The 15,041-nt window shown below is 61.0% G+C and carries 12 protein-coding genes and 1 pseudogene; 5 read left to right on the forward strand and 8 right to left on the reverse strand.

Annotated elements, in window-relative coordinates:
- Positions 1-318 (reverse strand): MATE family efflux transporter (locus JNL55_RS34995; RefSeq protein ID WP_293865902.1); only part of this gene is annotated, 318 nt, incomplete at its 3' end.
- Between the two features lie 132 nt (positions 319-450).
- Here JNL55_RS34995 and pbpG point away from each other — a divergent pair.
- Positions 451-1,326, forward strand: coding sequence for a D-alanyl-D-alanine endopeptidase (pbpG, locus tag JNL55_RS35000; RefSeq protein WP_293865905.1), 876 nt, complete (start codon positions 451-453; stop codon positions 1,324-1,326).
- A gap of 310 nt (positions 1,327-1,636) precedes the next feature.
- The gene (locus JNL55_RS35005; RefSeq protein ID WP_293865908.1) at positions 1,637-1,792 is read left to right on the forward strand and encodes a hypothetical protein; all 156 of its coding nucleotides are present in this window, start codon (positions 1,637-1,639) and stop codon (positions 1,790-1,792) included.
- A gap of 95 nt (positions 1,793-1,887) precedes the next feature.
- Here JNL55_RS35005 and JNL55_RS35010 read toward each other — a convergent pair whose 3' ends face one another.
- Positions 1,888-2,247 carry a DUF1428 domain-containing protein gene (locus JNL55_RS35010; RefSeq protein WP_293865911.1) on the reverse strand — a complete coding sequence of 120 codons (360 nt, stop codon included), beginning with the start codon at positions 2,245-2,247 and terminating at the stop codon, positions 1,888-1,890.
- Between the two features lie 138 nt (positions 2,248-2,385).
- On the opposite strand from JNL55_RS35010, the gene JNL55_RS35015 reads away from it, so the two are divergent.
- Entirely contained in the window at positions 2,386-3,009 is a 624-nt protein-coding gene (locus tag JNL55_RS35015; RefSeq protein WP_293865914.1) for a glutathione S-transferase family protein, read from the forward strand.
- Between the two features lie 9 nt (positions 3,010-3,018).
- Here the strand turns inward: JNL55_RS35015 and JNL55_RS35020 are convergent, their stop codons facing one another.
- Together JNL55_RS35020 and JNL55_RS35025 are read right to left on the reverse strand one after the other, a co-directional pair.
- Complete coding sequence (locus JNL55_RS35020) at positions 3,019-6,507, reverse strand: M12 family metallo-peptidase (protein ID WP_293865915.1); 3,489 nt, start codon at positions 6,505-6,507, stop codon at positions 3,019-3,021.
- Between the two features lie 78 nt (positions 6,508-6,585).
- Positions 6,586-8,484, reverse strand: a complete 1,899-nt coding sequence (locus JNL55_RS35025) for a CocE/NonD family hydrolase (RefSeq protein ID WP_415923225.1) — start codon at positions 8,482-8,484, stop codon at positions 6,586-6,588.
- A gap of 152 nt (positions 8,485-8,636) precedes the next feature.
- Here JNL55_RS35025 and JNL55_RS35030 point away from each other — a divergent pair, with 152 nt between their 5' ends.
- Both JNL55_RS35030 and JNL55_RS35035 read left to right on the forward strand, forming a co-directional pair.
- Complete coding sequence (locus JNL55_RS35030) at positions 8,637-9,029, forward strand: hypothetical protein (protein WP_293865920.1); 393 nt, start codon at positions 8,637-8,639, stop codon at positions 9,027-9,029.
- A 47-nt stretch (positions 9,030-9,076) separates the two neighbouring features.
- The gene (locus tag JNL55_RS35035; RefSeq protein WP_293865923.1) at positions 9,077-11,008 is read left to right on the forward strand and encodes an alpha/beta hydrolase family protein; all 1,932 of its coding nucleotides are present in this window, start codon (positions 9,077-9,079) and stop codon (positions 11,006-11,008) included.
- On the opposite strand, the gene JNL55_RS35040 is transcribed toward JNL55_RS35035, so the two are convergent.
- The 4 genes and pseudogenes from JNL55_RS35040 to JNL55_RS35055 form a co-directional block, all read right to left on the reverse strand.
- Positions 11,005-12,120 (reverse strand): aminotransferase class I/II-fold pyridoxal phosphate-dependent enzyme, encoded by a 1,116-nt coding sequence (locus JNL55_RS35040; RefSeq protein WP_293865926.1) that lies wholly within the window; start codon positions 12,118-12,120, stop codon positions 11,005-11,007. The genes JNL55_RS35035 and JNL55_RS35040 overlap by 4 nt on opposite strands.
- A gap of 90 nt (positions 12,121-12,210) precedes the next feature.
- Positions 12,211-13,038: a hypothetical protein gene (locus tag JNL55_RS35045; protein ID WP_293865929.1), complete on the reverse strand. Its 828-nt coding sequence runs from the start codon at positions 13,036-13,038 to the stop codon at positions 12,211-12,213.
- Positions 13,039-13,049: 11 nt separating this feature from the next.
- A complete protein-coding gene (locus tag JNL55_RS35050; RefSeq protein WP_293865932.1) occupies positions 13,050-14,678 on the reverse strand; it encodes an IPT/TIG domain-containing protein in 1,629 nt (542 codons plus the stop codon).
- A 139-nt stretch (positions 14,679-14,817) separates the two neighbouring features.
- Positions 14,818-15,041, reverse strand: a pseudogene (locus JNL55_RS35055) (MFS transporter); the annotation flags it as partial.

The raw sequence follows: 15,041 nt of genomic DNA on the forward strand, positions 1-15,041 counted from the left end.
CTGCTCACCAATACGCCGCGCGACGATGGCGGTGGCTGCGAACGAAATGCCGATAGCTACCGCATAAACGAGCGTCATCAGCGACTCGGTGAGTCCGACCACCGCGATCGCATCCGAGCCCAGCCGCGACACCCAGAACACGTCAACGACGGCGAACAGTGACTCCATGATCATTTCCAGGACCATGGGCACGGCCAGCAACAGCACGGCACGGTTCAGCGGCACCGAGGTGTAATCGAGGTGCTTGCCTTGCAGCGACAGGCGCACCACCTGCCAGAAGGAAAGATCAGCGTGCGCGGCGGGAGTGGAGCTGGACATGAAGCGCGCGATTGTACCGACCCCAAAACTTTTTGCCGCTCGTAACCAACGACCCAACCAGGGAAAAACTCACATTCGCAAACGCTACAAATCGGTTACCTTTGCGCTCACGAATTCAAGACAACGAAAGGCATGACCCCGGCGATGCGAACCCCTTTCCAACGGCGCAACTGGCTCCTCGCACTCCCCGCTTCCCTGATCGCTACTTTTTCCTGGTCTCAGCCGCTGCCCCAAGGCAAGCCGCAGACCAAATCGGCCTCGGTGCTGGTCATGGATGAAGCCGATGCCACGGTGCTGTATTCCAAGCAGCCGCAAAAAGTCATGCCGGTGGCCTCCATCACCAAGCTGATGACGGCGCTGGTGGTCATCGACGACAAACAGCCCATGGACGAGGTCGTGACCCTGCTGCAAACCGACCGGGACCGTACCAAAGCGTCGGCGTCCCGTTTGGCGGTGGGTACCAAGCTGACCCGGGGCGAGCTGTTGCACCTGGCCTTGATGTCCTCGGAAAACCGCGCCGCTCAGGCGGCCTGCCGCGCCCATTCGGGGGGCCTGTCGGGCTGTATCAAAGCCATGAATGCCAAGGCCAAGGCGCTGGGCATGAAGAACTCGCGCTTCGTCGACCCCACCGGCCTGTCCAGCGGCAATGTGGCCACGGCGTCGGACCTGGCCAAGATGGTGCTGGCGGCCTCCCATCAACCACTGATCCAGAAGTTCTCGACCAGCGAACACCTGACCGTGAAGGTCGGCCGGCAGATGCTGGAGTTCCGTAATACCAATTCGCTGACCTCCAAGGACGACTGGGACATCTCGGTACAGAAGACCGGCTTTACCCAAGATGCCGGCCAGTGCCTGGTGATGCGCGCCACCATCCAGGACCGCCCTACCGTCATCGTGCTACTGAACTCCTTCGGCAAACTGACTCGAGTGGCCGACGCCCGTCGCATTCGTCGCTGGATGGAAAGCAACAGCGGCGGCTCCACCCTGGCCCGCGCCTCTAATAAGTAACCCGTCAATGCAGTCCGGCATTGGTGTGAACTCGATCACACGACTTAAGGCGTTTACTGATTCGGCGGTGTAATCCTCCAATCTGATTTCAGCTGTACTGGCTGAAAGCCGCGCCGCATCCGAAATAAAGGCGCGAGGCGCGACGCTTCTCCCTACCAAGGCGAATTCACCGGCAACCATCCGCGGTTGGCCGGTGCTGCCCTTTTTATCGCAATTGGGGCTGCAACCCTTTGTAGAGAGCTCGCGTCAGAAGCTACGAACACCGCAATAACGCGGTTCAAACAAAAGCTCGACTCTAAGGAGAATCATCATGTACGCCCTTTACAACTTGACTCAGTCTGCCCAGCGCGCTGTCTGCATGACCCTGTCTGCCGCCATCGTCACCGTGTCGCTCGCCTTCGGTGCTTATGGCATGCAGTCGATGGAACACCTCGGCTACAGCGTCACTGTGACTCAGCTGCAGTAACGGAGCGCTGCTAATGCGCTCTTCAGGTTCGAGTCCGCGTACTGTGTGCGTTGCTGCCACAGGCGCGGACCCGGCCCCAAAAGTCTCCAGTCCCGTCAAAGATCGACCAACACGCTAAAGCCGCCGTAGCTCATACGTTTCATGTCGAACGGCATTTCCTTCATCTGATCAGTTGCGAGCCGCGGATCTTTCATCACTTTGGCGTTGACCTTGTCGCGATGGGCTCGCGACTTATAAAGAATCCAAGAAAACACCACCACCTCGTTGCTCTTCGGCTTGGCCAACTTGCCGAACGGCCTGCCAAACTTCACTTTCAAATCGTCACCGACACACTCGCAATATTCGAGTGCTCCGTATTCCTTCCAGACCTTGCCGGCCTTCTTGGATAGGGCCTCATAAGCCTTGATATTTTTCTTCGGCAGAACGATCACGAATCCATCGGCGTAACGCGGCATGGGTGGTCTCCTATTGGGTGGCTTTACGAGCTAAAGACGCAGCCGACCGGTCGTAGCCGACAGCACCGCTAGATTTCTAGCAACGCAACTCCGCTGTCAATCCGGGCGTTAAACTCGACCGAGCAGAGGAGTACAGCGATGGCCGACATTACTTTCTTTCACAATCCCCAAAGCCGCGGCCGCATTGCGCATTGGATGCTCGAAGAGGTGGGCGTTCCTTACACGACCCAGATCCTGCGGTTCGATAAAGGGGAACACAAAACGCCGCAGTACCTGGCAGTGAATCCGATGGGCAAGATTCCGGCCATCAAACATGGCGACACCGTCGTCACCGAAGCGGCGGCCATCTGCACCTATCTGGCCGATGCGTTCCCCGCTGCGAATCTGGCACCGGCCACCAATTCGCCGGCACGCGGCACTTATTATCGATGGCTGTTTTTCGGCGCTGGCTGTGTCGAGCCCGCGATCGTGGATCACTTGTTCAAACGGCCGCCAGTGGATCGCCCCGCTGCGCTTGGCTACGGCAGCTACGAAGACACTTTGAACACGTTGGAGAAAGCCGTCTCGGCCGGCCCGTTCTTGTTAGGCGAGCGTTTCAGCGCCGCGGATGTTTACGTAGCCTCGGAAATCGGCTGGGGCTTGATGGCCAAAGGCATCGAGCCGCGCAAAGCGTTTCAGGAGTACCTGGCTCGTTGCGGCGAACGGCCTGCGTATAAGCGCGCGGCCGCTCAGGACGAGAAGTATATGAAGGAACTGAAGTAGATCAGACCGTCAAACGTTGAGACGCCGCGCGTGCAAGCGACGCGCGGCGTTGAGCAACAGCAGCGCTAACAGCGCCTGCCATCCAAGCGCGCCACCACCGCCTCCGCCCCCACCACCACCACCGTTATTACCGGTGGTCTCGTTGCGAACGGTAACGCTGATCGAAGCAACGTTATTCGATGCCGTGTCGTCGCCGGCGGCTTGCAGACGCACCTCTGCATTCATCGTGGTCGCCGCGGTCGCGGACAGTGTGATGTTGATTGTGTGAGTCGCGCCGGTGGCGAGATTATTGAAATAGCACTCGCCTCGCGAAGTCATATTGGTGCACGTCGCATTGGTGGCGCTCATGCTCGTCATCGAGACGCCAGTAGGCAACGCCAAGCTCACCGACACATTGTCGAGCGGGCGCACGCCGGTCAGGGTAATCGGCGGCAGAGCGATCGATTGACCCACCGTCCCCGACGCTGAGCTACCGCTCGCACTCAACGCAGCGTCACCGCTCATGGCTACATCGATGGGCACGATGCGCACGTCGTTTTGCGAATTCAGATCGGACGCCGCGCTCACTCGAAAAGTCACTGTACTCAGGAAAGAGAACGTCACGGCCGGATCCACTCGCAACACCAACTCGGCGTTACGCGTGGTGTTCGCCGGCAAGCTGGCGAAGGTACAGGTCACAGCAAACGCCGCGATGCTACAGGTTCCGCCGTCCGCTGACGCAGACTCGATCTGCATGTACTGCAACCCCGACGCTTGCAAAGTAACGTTGTTCACCGGGTATCGATCGGTGGCAATGCTGACCGGAACCCGAATCAGCTGATCGGAGGGCGAGCGGATCTCGCTGGGCGTCGAGACGATTCTCACGTCGGTATAGGCCCGCACCGTGAGCGGCACCACCTGAGTGTTGTTGGCGGAATTACCGTCGCCGGTCGCCGTGCCCGCGATCTGCGCAGTGAATGCGCCGGGCTCGTTGGCGACGTAACCAATCCTGACGGTTGCCCAATCTCTTATGGATAACGACGCAATGTTGCAATTGACTGTGCTGCCGCTCACCGTGCAGCTGCCGCTAGTCATCGTGGCGGTCGAGATCGAGAACGACGCCGGCAGCACGGCACTGAACGTGACACCGCTGGCGGGGTTGTAGCCGGTCGAATGCACTTCGAACTCGAACTCCCCAGCCACACCGTGCATGGGGTTGGCATCGAAGCGCAGCGACCTGCGAACGTCGATGTCTACCGGCGGCACCACGTTGATGGTGAACACATTCGAGTTGTCGTAGCGCACGTCATCGTTATCGGAGGTCACCGATGTATTGATCGCATACGCACCTATCGGCGCCGCGTCGAAGGTCACCGTCACGTACCTGACTTGGTATTGCCCGATGTTGCCGAGCGCGCACTCCACCTGAGTACCGCCGATGATCTGACACGAGCCCGAGGTCGGATCGGCATCCACGATCGTCAAGCCAGTCTGCGCGAGCGAGAACACCACGTTGTTCGAACCGGCCTGCTGGCCCATGGCCGCGATGCTCCAGGTGTATTCGAACGTGCCACCTGTTGGCGCATAAGGCATCCAACCGGGCTCGCGCAATTGAGCATCCCGGCGCGCACCCACCGACAGAAACACCGACTGCTCATTGTTGTTGTCATTGCCGTCGTTGGTCGACGTCACTCTGGCATAGCCATAGGGTGAGTTCGTTGGCGGCACCTGAGTCGGAATTCCCGTGATCCGAATGTGACGTTGCTCGCCCGCGGGAATACTCGACCACTGACACTGCACGATCTGATCGTCAGTGCCCGTGACCGTGCAGGTGGTGGCGTCGGCCGTGGCGCTGATGATGTTGACGTAGCGATAGATAAAAACGCTGGCACTCACCGACTGCGCCGCGTCCACACCGCTGGCCAAGATAGGAATATCGACCTGCACCGAGCTGCCGACCAACGCGCCGCCTTGGAAGCCGGAGCCGACCGACACATCGCTGCCGTAGCCCGCGTTGAAATCGACTTCGAGCTGATTGTTGCCGGGATTGCGATCGACCCGAGCGCTCGCCTGCACCAAGGCCGACACCGGCCCGATGCGATCGGTGACCATTTCCACCCGCAGCTCGCGCGTCGCGCCCGGAGCCAGCGTGCCGAGACTGCAATCCACTCTATTACTGGTCACGGTACAGCTTCCGGCACCAACAACTTGTGCGCTGACGATGGTGGGCCGCGAATTGGTAAACACATTCGCAACCACGTCGTCGACCGCCCGAGTGCCGTTCGACGTCACCGTGATGGGCACGGTGAAATTGCGATTGACAGTGACGTTCATGGTCGGCGACGCGACGCTGACGGACACATCCGAAGTGCTAGGCGCACCGATGCACGACGCCGCAGCGATCACCGGCTGCATCTGTTGCAAGCTGCACGCGGAGAAGGTGTTGCCACTGATGCCACTCGGCGTCATCAGATAGTTGCGCGATGTGCTCGCACAGGGCGAACCGGCTTCACCGTCATGAGGCGAACCGAAGTTGTGGCCGAGCTCATGCGCAATGATCAGCGGCGTAAGCACGTTGTCGAACGCGCCGCTGAGCGACGAGCCATACCGCGCATCGCAAACACCGCCGCGATAGGCGACGCCGCCGATGTTGTACAACAGAGTCCGGCCAGTCATGAGATGCGTAATGCCACGCGCCACCTGTTGCGGCCGGGCATTGCGAAAAGACGCGAGCTGTTCGAGCAAGGTATGCGCGTCGTCGGTATTGAACGGCGCATCCGAGCCGAGCGTGGTGAGATCGGTCGGCACGATATAGATGCCGAGCTGCTCGGTGAAAATGCCATCGACCACATTCATGCGAGCGATCATGGTGCTGGTGGTGTCAGTGCCATACTTGGCCGCGAATTGCTGATCGGCCAGCACCGAGACTTCCACCTCACCCATCAGAGTCGCGGCCTGCATCACAGCCGCGCGACCTTTCAGCTCCGTCAGCAAGCGCTTGTAGTCGTCGCTCGCGTTAGTCGCTGTTTGTTCGCTCGAGGGAGACAGACCGCAGGAGGAGATTCCGCCTTCGACATCGGCGAGCCGGAAGATCGACGTGCCGCCGCTCGCCGCCAGCGATGGATCGCTGAGTGAGGCCGCGACTTCTTCAGCCGGCGCAACCAAATACAGCTCGTTGCCGTCCCAGATCGCACCCGAGTAGGCATCGCCGATGCGGGTCAAACGCACCCACGAACCGGAAAGACCGGTCAACGCACCTTTGAATGGAGTGGCGCTGAGCTGCCGCTGCTTCTCGGCCGGCACGCCACTGAGCACGCGAGCATTGGACTCTAACGTCGTTTGAAAAGCGCGACCGTAGGCCGTGAAGGCGAGCGTCGGCGCTACGCTAGTTTTGCTCTGAGCCAGCGCACCCTGACTCTCCAGCTGCACGGTTTCAGCATAGCGAATGCGGGGCTCGGCCACGCCCACCCCGGCAATCGACAACAACACCGCGAGCGCAATCCAAAAGCGCGCGTTCATGATCACCGTGGCCCAGCCCGAGCAAATGTTTGTTCGGGCCAAATGCTACGGCAAATCCAGCCCCGATTGGGGCCGATTTCACCTCAGCAACGGCAGCTCGATGGCGCTCGCTTGGGCCGGTGTACGCCACACGCGCTGAGTCGCTTTCACATAGTTTTCCGGCTTGGCAAACATGATGTTAGGCACGTAGCTCTGCGGGTTACGGTCATACAGCGGGAACCAGCTCGACTGGATCTGCACCATGATGCGATGACCCGGCAAGAAGGTGTGATTGGCCTGGGGCAAGGCAATCGTATAAGGCAGCGCCTGGTTGGGCGTCAGCGGTTGCGGCTTGGCCAGGTCGGCGCGATACCGGCCGCGGAAAATATCGGCGGACAACATTTGTTGAAAGCCGCCCAGGCTGGGACGCGCCGGCACTTCGTCCGGCCACACGTCGATGATTTTTACAACCCAGTCCGCGTCGGTGCCGCTGGTGGACGCAAACAAACGGGCGATGGGTTCGCCGGCGATGCGCACCGCTTCGGTGAGCGGCTCGGTTTGATAGACCAACACGTCGGTGCGCGAAGCCGCGTGCCGCTGATCGTCGACCAACCATTCGCCCCAACCGGACTCGGGCGCGGTGATTGCCAGCGTGGGCCGCTGACGATACGGCACCGGCTTGGCCGGATCGGAAACGTATTCGTCATACCCATCATCAGCAGAGCCAGGCGCGGTGAAGCCAAGCCGCCCGCCGGACAACAAATACAGCGACCGCGATTTCTCAGCGCACGCGTCGGAGCAAGAACGCGGCCAGTGATCGTACTCGCGCCACTCGTTTGCACCGGTCTCGTAAGCCAACACTCGCGGGATCGCCGGTTTCGGCGCGTCTTTCAAGTAATGATCCAGGAACGGCTGCATCACCTTGTTACGAAACCAGCCGGCCGTGTCGCCATTGAATTCCAGCGCCCCGAGCGAGCGCCCTTCCCGCCGCCCCTGGCCATGATTCCAAGGCCCCATCACCAGATGCACCAGTTGGCCGTTCGGATCTTTGGGCGCGAGCGCCTTGTACAGCGCCGGGCTGCCATAGATGTCTTCCTGATCGAACAGACCGCCGACGATCAGCATCGGCACCGTCACCGGCAGCTTGGCCAGCAACTTGTCGACGGCTTGTTCCTGCCACCACGAGTCGTAGCTCGGGTGTTCCGAGATGGCGCGCCAGAATCCGAGTTGATCCAGGCCACGCGACTTGGCGAGCGCGCCGGCCGAACCGGCCCGCAAGAACGTGTCGTAGATGTCGTACTCGCCCCACCACCATTTGAACGCACCGCTGCGCGTGGACTGCTGGCCATAGATGAATTCCAGCGCGGCGCCCTGGCGGAATGCGCCGTTGTGAAACCAATCGTCGCCCATCCAACCGTCGATCATGGGCGCGAACGGCACCGCCACTTTCAACGCCGGGTGCGGATTCACCGTCGACATCACGGTGGTGTAGCCCTCGTACGAGCCGCCGATGGTGCCGACGCGGCCATTACTTTCCGGGACGTTTTTCACCAGCCAGTCGATGGTGTCGTAACAGTCGGTGGCGTGATCCACCTTGGTGGGATTCAACGGGCCACGCAGCGGACGCGTCAGCACGTAATCGCCTTCGGAGCCGAACTTACCGCGCACGTCCTGGTACACGATGATGTAGCCAGCCTCGGCGGTGGTGTCATGCATTTGCGGTACGGTCGCGACCAGTCGCGGACCGTTGGAGCGCGTGATGCGGCCACCGGCGTTATAAGGCGTCCGCGTCATGATGATGGGCGCCTTGGCGTCCTTGGTGACGCGCTTGGGAATCAAGATGAAAGTCTTGAGCTTCACGCCGTCGCGCATCGGGATCATGACTTCACGCCGGCTGTAGTCGAAGGTTGCCTGGCTGGGCGTGAACTTTTCCGGGGTCTCGCTCGGCAACACTTTGACCGTCTGCGCGGCAGCCAACTGCCAGCCGACAGCCATCATCAACACGCATCCCAGGCGTCGAACCACTGGATGAATCACCGCGAACTCCTTCGTGCACGATAACGAGGCAGGCCGGCGAGCTTAGTAGTAATGGATCCGAATCGCGACACTCGCTATGATCGGGACGTCTCTCCCCCGTACGCCTAGCCCGGATGCCGCACATCGAACTGCCGCGCGCGCTCGAGGATTACTTTGCGTTCGCAGAAACCGAGCCGACTCGCAACGGCCGTCGGTTCTCGATCACGTTGCCGTACATGGATGGCCAACGGCTGGACCGCTTGCAGTGGTGGTATCACATCACGCCGGCGCAAGAACAAATGTACGAGGGCACCGGGTTGGTGATCCATCGTAGCCGCGCCATCGAGCGCTTCTGCCGGCACATCGAACGCTGGCTGGACATCACTTCACAACGTTTTCACGGCACTGAGCCGATTCCTCGACTCGGTTCTCGGCGCGTCGAACCGACATCGGCGACCATTTCAGCCACGGCCGAGCCTGAGCTGCCGACGCTGCTGGAGCCGGTCGAGAAAGTCGTCAACGGATAAGAGTCTTCGCGGGCCTCGATGAAGAGGCTCGATACAGGGAAAACCCGATGCTCAGCCGCATCCAATCGCTGCTGCCCGCGTTACTCGCGGCTCTCGCTCTGAATGTCGCGAACGCCGCGCCGCCGCCGGTCGAAGCCTTCGCTCGCATGCCAATGATTCGCAACGTCGCGCTCTCGCCCGACGGCAAGCGCATCCTTTATATCGCCGGCAAGGACGACTTCGACGTGCTGGTGACCCTGCCGGCGGAGTTCGATGGACCGTCGCAATTCGTGACTCGCTCCGATCCCGGTCAATGGGATCTGAAGTGGTGCGGCTGGGCCAATAACGAACGCATCCTGTGCGGCGTCGGCGGCGTGGAGCGCTATAACGGCGTGCTGTTCCCGATCTCGCGCTTGATCGCGGTGAACGCCGACGGCAGCAAGCTCAAAGTGTTGATCCAGAACTCCGACGCCGGCGCGGCGCAGTTTCATGATCGGATCCTGGACTGGACGCCGGCCGAGCCGGACTCGGTGTTGATCCAGCTGGACGCCAACTTCACCGGCTATCCGACCGTGTTCGAGCTCAACGTCAACAACGGCTCGCGCGCCATCCGCGTGCGCGACTACCACCCGATTCGTTCCTTCTCCACCGACGGTGCCGGCAACGTGCGCTTGGGCCGGGGCTATACGGCCAACAGCACCACGCTGCAATATTTCGCCCGGCTGGACAACACCAAGAAGTGGCTGCCGCTGACCAAGGTGGAAGCTTTCAAGAACGCCGGCGAGCTGACGCCGCTGGCGGTGATTCCCGGCACCAATCGCGCTTTCGCCAGCGGCTATTACCAAGGTCGCGAAGCGCTCTGGGAAATGGACATGAGCGACCAGAGCGATCCCAAGCTGGTGTTTTCGCATCCGCTGGTCGACGCCGCCGATCCGTTGCTGACGCCGGACGGCAAGTTGATCGGCATTTCCTACGAGACCGATCGGCCGTTCGTTTATTACACCGACGAACAGACGCGCGCGGCGATCGCTGCGATCAATCAAGCCCTGCCGTCGACGTTCAATTACATCAGCGACTACTCCGCAGATCGTCAGTCCTACATCGTCGCCGCTTACAGCGACGTGCAATCGCCGACCTACTATCTGCTCCGCCCCAACACCAATAATCTGGAGCGCATCGGCTACGCTTATCCGGAGCTGGATCCGAAGACGCTCGGACGCATGCAGACCATCGCATACAAGGCCCGCGATGGCGTGGAGATTCCCGGTTATCTGACTGCGCCACACGGCGTGCGTGCCGAGAAGTTGCCGCTCATCGTCATGCCGCATGGTGGCCCGATTGCGCGCGACTCTTGGGACTTCGATTTCTTACGCGCCTTCTTGGTCAGCCGCGGCTACGCGGTCCTGCAAATGAACTTCCGTGGCTCCTCCGGTTACGGCGGCGATTGGTACAGCAGTGCCCACCAGGATTGGGGCGGGCTGACTTATAACGACATCACCGACGGCACGCGTTGGGCCATCGAAAAAGGGATCGCCGATCCGCAGCGGGTTTGTATCGTCGGCTGGAGCTTCGGCGGATACGCGGCTTTGCTCTCGGCAGTCCGTGACAACGAGTTGTATCGTTGTTCTGCCAGTATCGCCGGCGTCAGCGACCTGCGGGATTTGCTACGCGATGCCAGCTACTCCACGTCGAGCGCGTTCACTCGCGAGCAGATCGGCACCAACCGGGAAAAGCTGCGATTGGACTCGCCCGTGCTACACGCCGCCAAGATCAACATGCCGGTGTTCATGATCCACGGCGATCGCGATTGGCAAGTGGACGTGAGCCATTCGCGTGACATGGCCTCGGCACTCAAGAAAGCCGGCAAGCCGCATCAAGCGTTCTTTTTGAAAGGTGCCTCACACCAGCTGCGGCGCCAAACGGATCGGATGCTACTGCTGACCGAGCTGGAAAAATTCCTGGCCCAGCATTTGGGCGCCGGCACCGCGCCCGGTCCTTAAGTCGAATACAGTTTCAGAAACGCCTGACGGAAGCGCTGCATATCAGCGTCATTGCCGAGAGTGACGCGAAGCATGGTGTTGAGTGGCGGGAACGGTCGACCGACCGCCACTCCTTCGCGAAACATCGCCGCGCTGAATGGTCGCACTTCGCGCTTCACGTCGATCATGATGAAGTTGGCGTGCGACGGGATGTAACGCACCTTGTGCGCATCCAGCCATTGGCACAGCTCGCCACGAATCCGCGTGTTGTTATTGCGACGTTCGGGTAACAACGTGGCTTTTTCCTGCAAGGCAGCCGTCGCAGCACGCACGCCCAGATAAGGAATGACGTTGTCCATGAAAGGATTCATGGCGGCAATCAAATCCTGACGAGCGCAACCGAAACCGGCGCGCACTCCAGCCATGCCATAAATTTTCGAGAAGGTGCGCGCGACCACCACGTTCTTCTGGTCCCGCACGTACTTGATCGCGCTCTCGGCGAGATTGGGATCGACGAATTCCAGATAGGCCTCGTCGACGAACAGCACAGTGTCCGGCGGCAGATTGTTCACCAGCCAGTGCACGTCTTCCTTGGCGGTGAGCGATGCGGTCGGATTGTTTGGATTGCAGAGATAGATCAAGCCGCCGCCGGCCTTGGTCGCCTCGGCCGCCAGTTGTTTCACTGGATACGACCATTGTTGGGTGAGCGGAATCTCGACCACGGCCTTGCCCATCGCACGTGCCAGCTGCACGATGATGTCGTACGTCGGCGATGCCGTAATCATGGGTTTGGTGGCGCTGGCGAAAGCGCAGATCGCCGAAGCGATCACTTCGCTCGAACCCACACCAAACATCACCTGCTCAGGTGCGACCTGCTCGCTTTGCGCGATGGCTTGGGTGAGCGCGTTGAACTCGTCGAAGTGATAACGCCAGCTGTGAGGTGCACTGTGCACCATGGCTTCGATGGCGGAACGCGGCGGCCCGGCGGGATTTTCGTTGGCGTCCAGCCAGGCCATGGTCGAGGGCGCTGCCGGCTTGGCCTGCGCATGGCCGGCAATCAAGGTTTCGCCGAAGTAGGCGCCGGCCGCACCCGCCACCGCCAACTGCCCCATGAAGGAACGACGGGTCACCATGGCCATCTCCCGGATAACTCACTGCCCCAGGGGTGGACTATGAGACTCCGCGTCGGCGCAAGCAATGCGCCGACTGGTGGCTGATCAAGATCAGCGGTAGTGACGGTCTCGGGTCTTCAGCTCTACCTTGGTGCCGAAGTGATAGACCACGCTGAAATTGATAGTGCCGATTTTTTGTTCGCGGTCGACCACCGAGTAGCCCAGCGCCACGCCCAGCGAGTTGCCCATGAACTCGGGCTGATGCTCGATATCGAAGGAGTAGGTGTCCTGGTCGTACAGGTCGCCGCCGGACAACGTCAGTTTGACGCTGTCGATGGGATACCAGCTGGCGCTGAGAATATCCGATTCCAGCTTGGGACCATCTTCCAGTTCGGTGGAGGTATGGACCGCGCCCAGCGTGAAATCCCACAGGTAAGCTTCGGCACCGACTCGATAGAAGCTCGTGCCGAGGCTGTCGTCGCCGGTGGAAACGAACACCGATTCGTCGCCGCAGCTGGAGCTCACTTTGCCCTTGCCGTACGAAGCCGAAACCCGGCCCAGCGTCGGCCGGCGTGCGAACACGCTCGCCACGGCGTCGGTATTGTTGAAACGGCACGACGGCCGGCTCGACTGTTCCGAAGTCACATCGAACAACACATCGCTGGTGCGTGCCGTGGTCCGAGAGACAGTGCCACCCAGCGACACGCCGAAGATGTTACCGACCGGCAGGGTCGCGAGGCCGCTCAAACCGAACGTGCCATTCGACGTACTGTCCTTTGTGTCGCTATCGCTGGCGACCAGGCCCAAAGAAAAGTTGGTCGCCTGCACGGCGCCTCGCGGATTACCGCGAACGAACGGTTCCTGATCGGCGGCCGTAGCCACGTTGGCCAGATGCAGCGCCAGCAGCGAGGCGCCGATACAAACTTGTCGTGAGGTCATGATGTATGTGCTCACAGAGCAGGCGTGGGCTGCACGACGATCTGCGTGGAACCGCCGATGAACAAAGTGCCGCCATCCGGCGTGATGGCCATGCGCACACCCGTGCCAGGATTACCTGCGAGAGGTGTCACCGCACCGAGCGCCACATAAGCCGCTTCGTCTCTATCCACACTGATGTCGTAAGTGAGGATGCCGCCAGCCGCCGTATCGTAGGCATACGCGCGTGAGCCATTCGGCTTGAGCACGACTGCAGCCGTAGTGCTCGGCAGCGTGCCGAGCAAAGCGAAACTCGCGTCGTAAACATTCAAACCATTGAGCACAGTGCGCGAGGCCGCGCGATCCACCGCTGGAATCACAGTGTTTTGGCGCAGCGTCGGTGTGCCGGTCGACGACAACGAGTTGGTGGTCGTCAGATACACATAAGAAGCAACGTCAGCAGTCAACGTCGGATCGCCTTGAACCACCACACCGCTGTTGCCGTTCGCGGCCATCACCGGCGTGGCGTTGTTCAGCGAGGTGCTGAGTACCAGCTGCGACAACTCGGGATAGTAAACATAGGTCCCGGTCGCACCGCTGGTGGTGTAGCTGGTGGTAACGAACGCGCGATTGTCATTGCCGACCACCACGTTCTTGAGCGCCGAATTGGTGACCAGCGACGGCGCAGTCACCGCCGTGCCCAATGCCAACGTGACAGGATCGGTAGGCACCAGCGTTGTGCCGGTGAGGGTGTAGAGCTGCGTGCCGTCGGCGTTCAACGCAACGTCGAGGAAAGCACCCGCCGCCGAGATCGGTACACTCCAAGCGCCATTGCCATATTCATAGCGAGAAACCGGGTTGCTCGGCGAAGTGTCGGTGACCGTCAGCAGCGCATGCCGTTCAGCGTCGTACACCAACGCGCGCAGTGCTGTGGTCGAGGCCGGATGACTCAGCGTCGTGGCGCTGTATGCAATCGGATCTTGAACCAGCAACGCCACCGTCGACGGAATGTCGCCTTGATGGTTAGTCGCGTCGACATGCACCGTGTATGAGCCCGCCGCCAACGCCGGGTGCGTGGCTGCGATTTCAGTGCCGGCGCTGTTCACGGCGATGGCTGTCGCCGCGGTATCGCCGAACCGCACCCCGGTAACGTTGAAGTTCAGGAAGCCCAGACCGCGAATGATCACGGTGTCGGCCACGCCCGAAGTCGCCACATACGGCGCGACGCGCTGAATGGCCGGCGAAATCTGGAAGCTGACCGCGACGGTCGAGGTGCTGCCTGCCGAAAGTTTGCTGCACGTGGTATCGGCGCAGGTGTAGCCGGTCACGGCGATCGCCCCGGTGAACAGGCCGGGTCCGATGGTCGACGGCGACGACGGCACCACAGTGATCTGGGCCGTGCGGCCGTTCATCACCGAGGTGGCCGAAGCAATGGCATCGCCACTGTGCACGACCGCCAAATGCGCGATGTCCTTGCCGAAAGTGGCAGTGAACACCTGCGCTGCCGGGACCGCGGCGCTAGGGCCGTCGGCTCGGAAAGCAATCGCATTGGTGGAGATTTCCGTGCGGGTACCTTCCTCGGTCCCGCTGCCGCCGCTACAACCGGCCAGCAGTCCAATCAATAAAAACCCTGCTACGCGGCGGGCACCGGGTAGATAGTGCACTTTCTCTCCCAAACAGGCGCATCGCACGCTCCCGACGGAACGCGCGAGGCTACCCGATCAAGCTGAATACGGGATGTATGTGCACGCATTGTCGCAGGATGCGCCCTCCGGCGCACCCTTGACGAACGATTGGCTTTCCCTAGAGGCCTTGGTCCTTGGTTTCCCTCAAGAACAGCGTGCCGATCACGGCCGTCATGACCGCCACCACGATGGGGTACCACAGGCCGTTATAGATGTTGCCGGTGGCTGCCACGATGGCGAACGAGGTCACCGGCAGGAAGCCGCCGAACCAGCCATTGCCGATGTGATACGGCAGCGACATGGAGGTGTAGCGGATGCGGGTCGGGAACAACTCCACCAGCC

It is taken from the genome of Steroidobacter sp. (assembly GCF_016790065.1).
In the GTDB taxonomy this organism is placed as follows: Bacteria; Pseudomonadota; Gammaproteobacteria; order Steroidobacterales; family Steroidobacteraceae; genus Steroidobacter.